The organism is Clostridium sp. 2218st1_F5_2218SCRN_220325 (assembly GCF_039062665.1).
Taxonomy (GTDB): Bacteria; Bacillota; Clostridia; order Peptostreptococcales; family Peptostreptococcaceae; genus Intestinibacter.
The window spans coordinates 1-3632 of sequence record NZ_JBCLNH010000039.1 but is presented as its reverse complement, the minus strand read 5'-3'; the positions used below and the strand labels follow the sequence as shown (position 1 = coordinate 3632).

The window sequence follows — 3632 nt, the reverse complement described above, 5'->3', positions numbered from 1 at the left end:
CTTAAAAGGCACCGTGGAAGAGATAACAGACCCCACGTCTAAGCGCTTATCAGAAGCCACGTCTTCGAGCATAAAGACAGAATAGACGCCCCCAGGCTCTCGCCAAAAGTCCACCACCTCAAAGGCTTCCCAGTCTTTTCTTGAAGCTACTGAAATAAGTTCAGCAAGTTTTTCATCTTCATCAAGCCCTGGTAATCTTTCTATTTTGACTTCTAACCCCCCATCAGTTCCGAGGACTTCGACCCAAGGAACACCAACAAGAGAGGTCTTAAGCATTGGATTTACTGACTGCACGTCTAAAAAAGCACGGGTTAGAGCTTCACGGAGTTTCAGGAGCTTCCACCCTTTCAGGACTCCAAAGCGCTTGTAATAGCCCCACCGACTCCACCAGGTGCGCCACTTAGAAGCGCCCAGCTCCTGGAAAGAGCCATCAACTAGTTCAAACTTTCTCATCAACCCTCCAAATGACTTTTTAAAAGGCTTCTAAAGTTATCAGATTTCACGTCTTTCAACTCTTTCATCATTTTTTCTTGACGTGCTGACAAGTCGCCCCCTTTCTCGTTAACTGCTTCTTTCAAAATTCTAAAAAAATCTATCTTTTTCTCTTTTGACAGTTCAGAAATAAAAGCCAAAGAGGGAAGGACAGATTTATTCATCCAGTCCAACATACTAAAAATTGTTTTAGTTTGTGCCTCGCTGATCTGCAAGGCTTCCGCCCCCTGCAGAAATGCGAGCCACTTCTCATCTATATCCCATCGGCTTTTATTTCCATCAGATTTATCAGCAATTCTAAAAGTTATCAAATTAGCCAATAATCGAGAATGAACCTGCTCTATACTTCCATCATCTGCAAGTATTTCAGAGACAACTGCTTCAGTTTTTTTCTTGCCACCGATAGAAATCTCAAAACGTTCAATACTTTCAGAGCCTTGCGCCCAAGTTGGTGTTTTAGCCCCCTTGTTTTTAAGCTCTAAATCCTTACGATAAGCACGCAGATAGATATTACCTTTAGACCCTGCATCAGCCCGACTATTTCCAAGGTAAACAGTTTGACCAACAAGATGACCAGCCCCGTCTTTCTCCGAAATCACGTTAAAACGGCGCTTTTTGCTAGTAAATTCCAACGCTTCAAGCTTTTTGATGAAATAATCCAACTCAAACAGAGTATTATCAGCAACGTCTAACGCTATATCAATACGTGACACCCACCCAAAAACTTGAACATATTCTAAAATGCGCTTAAGGTTTTCTTTCTCGCTAAATCCGAAATTAGCACACGCAGAACCTGAAAACGAATAGAGCACAGTTTCACCCTCTCGCCAAGCCACTAAGACCCCATTTCCTCGCCTGCTAGCTTCATACCCATAAACTCCACCAGCTCCGTCTAAATCGTCTAAATCCAAGCCCAAAAACTCGGCAAATCTATAACGGATAGTACCGCCCTCTTTGAAAACATCGGTTTCAAACTTAAAAACAATGTTCAGATAATCGACACTTAATTTTCTCTTATTTTCCATCTAAAAACTCCCTTTTGTATCTGAACCCCCCATAACTATCAGTACGGGGGCTACAGGTTCGCCCTTTCGGGCTCCCCTGTAGTTCCTCGTTATTCATAAAAATGCGTGTATTGTCTAGCCTTCAAAATCTCAATTCCTAAAGCATAATAAGGCCAGTCCTCTTTCGAGAAATACACCTCATTTTCATCTAGCAGGTGCACCGCTGCCACGTATTCAGCGCCACCCCACAAAGCAAAAGCAGAATCAATCTTCTTCAAGGCTTCACGTTTGCTATACTTCAAATCACATCTCAAAACCCAATCTCTCAGACTATTCAAAATCTCAGCGTCTGACTTGTTGCACCAGCCGTCTTTACTTGTTGCCATCATTTCGATTACCTCCAAAATTATGAGCAACAGAAAGAGCTTCGAGCTCGTCCAAGTAGTAAGAATGGTCTCGGCTAAAGTGATAGCCTGACCCTTGAAGCTCATATAGAGCTCCTGGGCTTAGCTCATACTTTTTATCGAAAACAACCCTTACACGGTCACCAGTTCCAAAATGTGTGAGAACATACGTCCAGCCTTGTGGCTCTTGTGAACGCTTCGGACGTCCGTCCTCGCCGATCACATTCGAGCCATCAGGATTTTTCAATTTGGGAAAGTACTGTACTGGAGTTGTTCCAGGATACTGCACAATTAAAGTAAAACTTTCTTTTGAGTTTGTTTGAGTAGGAAGAAACGTCTTCCAATCGTTATTTTTATTAGTATTTGCCAAAGTAAAAGGCACCTCCAGATAATTATCTAGGAAGCGCCCTCGTCTTATTTCTTATTTAATCTAACCGCTTGACCTTTTCGGCCTTTTCTGATAGAATTTTATAAGAATTAGATGAGGACGTTTAAATCAGCTTGCCGGCGATAAGACGTCCTTTTTCTTTTTTCTTTGGTAATGCTTTCTTAATTTTAGCACTTTTAAAAAGTAACGTCAAGGTAAGCTAGTTTCTTCCTACTAGTCTTATTATACGTCTTTTTTTTTTGCGCAAATGGACGTAAATACCCCATCACTCCATTTTTCATTTTCTTGTAGAAGACAAGGAAAATCAGCTTTATTTTCGCTTGTTTTCTCCCTGGTACAATACCCCTAAAAGCTCTCTAAAACGCAGATTTCACAGAAAGCCCATTTTTCGGGTTTCCCCCGTATCGGGCACCCTTCTACAAGCGGGAACCCCCTGGCGACGGTCTAGGCAGACCAACCCCCGAAAGTCTTTCAGCCTTTCGGCTGGCGGTCATAAGCCTACCTGCCAGGCCCACTTGTAAAGGGTCTAGACAAGTGCCCTTTCCGTGTCGTAATATGTTACAAATCTGCCCCATTTAGAAACATCTGCTAATTTTCCGAGTTCTGGAACCTGGTACCGTCCAGGCTCACGTCCTCGCTGTCCATCTACATAGACAAAGCCCTCGAACTGACGAGCAGACCGAGCCCCAGGGCTAGACGTTGGGAAGACCATTCGCACCAGTTCAGCAGGTGCAGAGCCGAGAAGAATTTTTGTCGATAGTTGCGACCTCACGGCATTCGGGATAGTATCAACGCTAGCAAACTGCGAAGCGACTACAAGAATAACACCACTTGAGCGACCCTTTAAGGCTATTTGAGTAAGCAAAGCGACTAGCTGCGCTTTTTCTTTTGTTCCTGCAGAAGCTACGAGAGCGCCGAGCTCATCGATAGCGACCACCAACGGAATGAGCCCCACCTCACTAGCTTTCAGCCCTAGACGTCCCTGACGTGCTCCCTCTTTGCCTAGAAAGTCCTCTCTTTGCTCCATTTGAGCTACAACATAGCCAAGCATAGAAAGGACGTCAGAGACTCCAGAGGCACGTTGTAGGACGTTAGAAAGAGCCTGAAGCTCGTTCTTACCGTCCACCAGGTAAACCTGGGAGCCACCTGCCAAGAATTGAGCAAGGAAAGAAAGAAGCGTTGTTGTCTTACCTGCCCCCGACTTACCAAACAAGCCGAGACCTGGAGACTTTTCAAAATCGACAGTTAAACCTTTCTGCAGAACAATCTTAAAAGGCACCGTGGAAGAGATAACAGACCCCACGTCTAAGCGCTTATCAGAAGCCACGTCTTCGAGCATAAAGA

The 3632-nt window shown here is 44.2% G+C and carries 5 protein-coding genes; all 5 read right to left on the bottom strand.

Annotated features, from left to right (window positions below):
- Nucleotides 1–453: hypothetical protein (locus ABCM86_RS13930; protein ID WP_343004199.1), on the bottom strand; the 453-nt coding region annotated here is incomplete at its 3' end.
- Nucleotides 453–1517 carry a replication initiation factor domain-containing protein gene (locus tag ABCM86_RS13925; protein WP_343004198.1) on the bottom strand — a complete coding sequence of 355 codons (1065 nt, stop codon included), beginning with the start codon at nucleotides 1515–1517 and terminating at the stop codon, nucleotides 453–455. The genes ABCM86_RS13925 and ABCM86_RS13930, both read right to left, overlap by 1 nt.
- Nucleotides 1518–1606: 89 nt before the next feature.
- Nucleotides 1607–1885 (bottom strand): hypothetical protein, encoded by a 279-nt coding sequence (locus ABCM86_RS13920; protein ID WP_343004197.1) that lies wholly within the window; start codon nucleotides 1883–1885, stop codon nucleotides 1607–1609.
- Nucleotides 1869–2270: a hypothetical protein gene (locus tag ABCM86_RS13915; RefSeq protein WP_343004196.1), complete on the bottom strand. Its 402-nt coding sequence runs from the start codon at nucleotides 2268–2270 to the stop codon at nucleotides 1869–1871. Before ABCM86_RS13915 ends, ABCM86_RS13920 begins: the two co-directional genes overlap by 17 nt.
- Before the next feature lie 544 nt (nucleotides 2271–2814).
- Nucleotides 2815–3632, bottom strand: an 818-nt coding sequence (locus ABCM86_RS13910) for an FtsK/SpoIIIE domain-containing protein (protein ID WP_343004195.1), incomplete at its 5' end; no start/stop codon positions are given.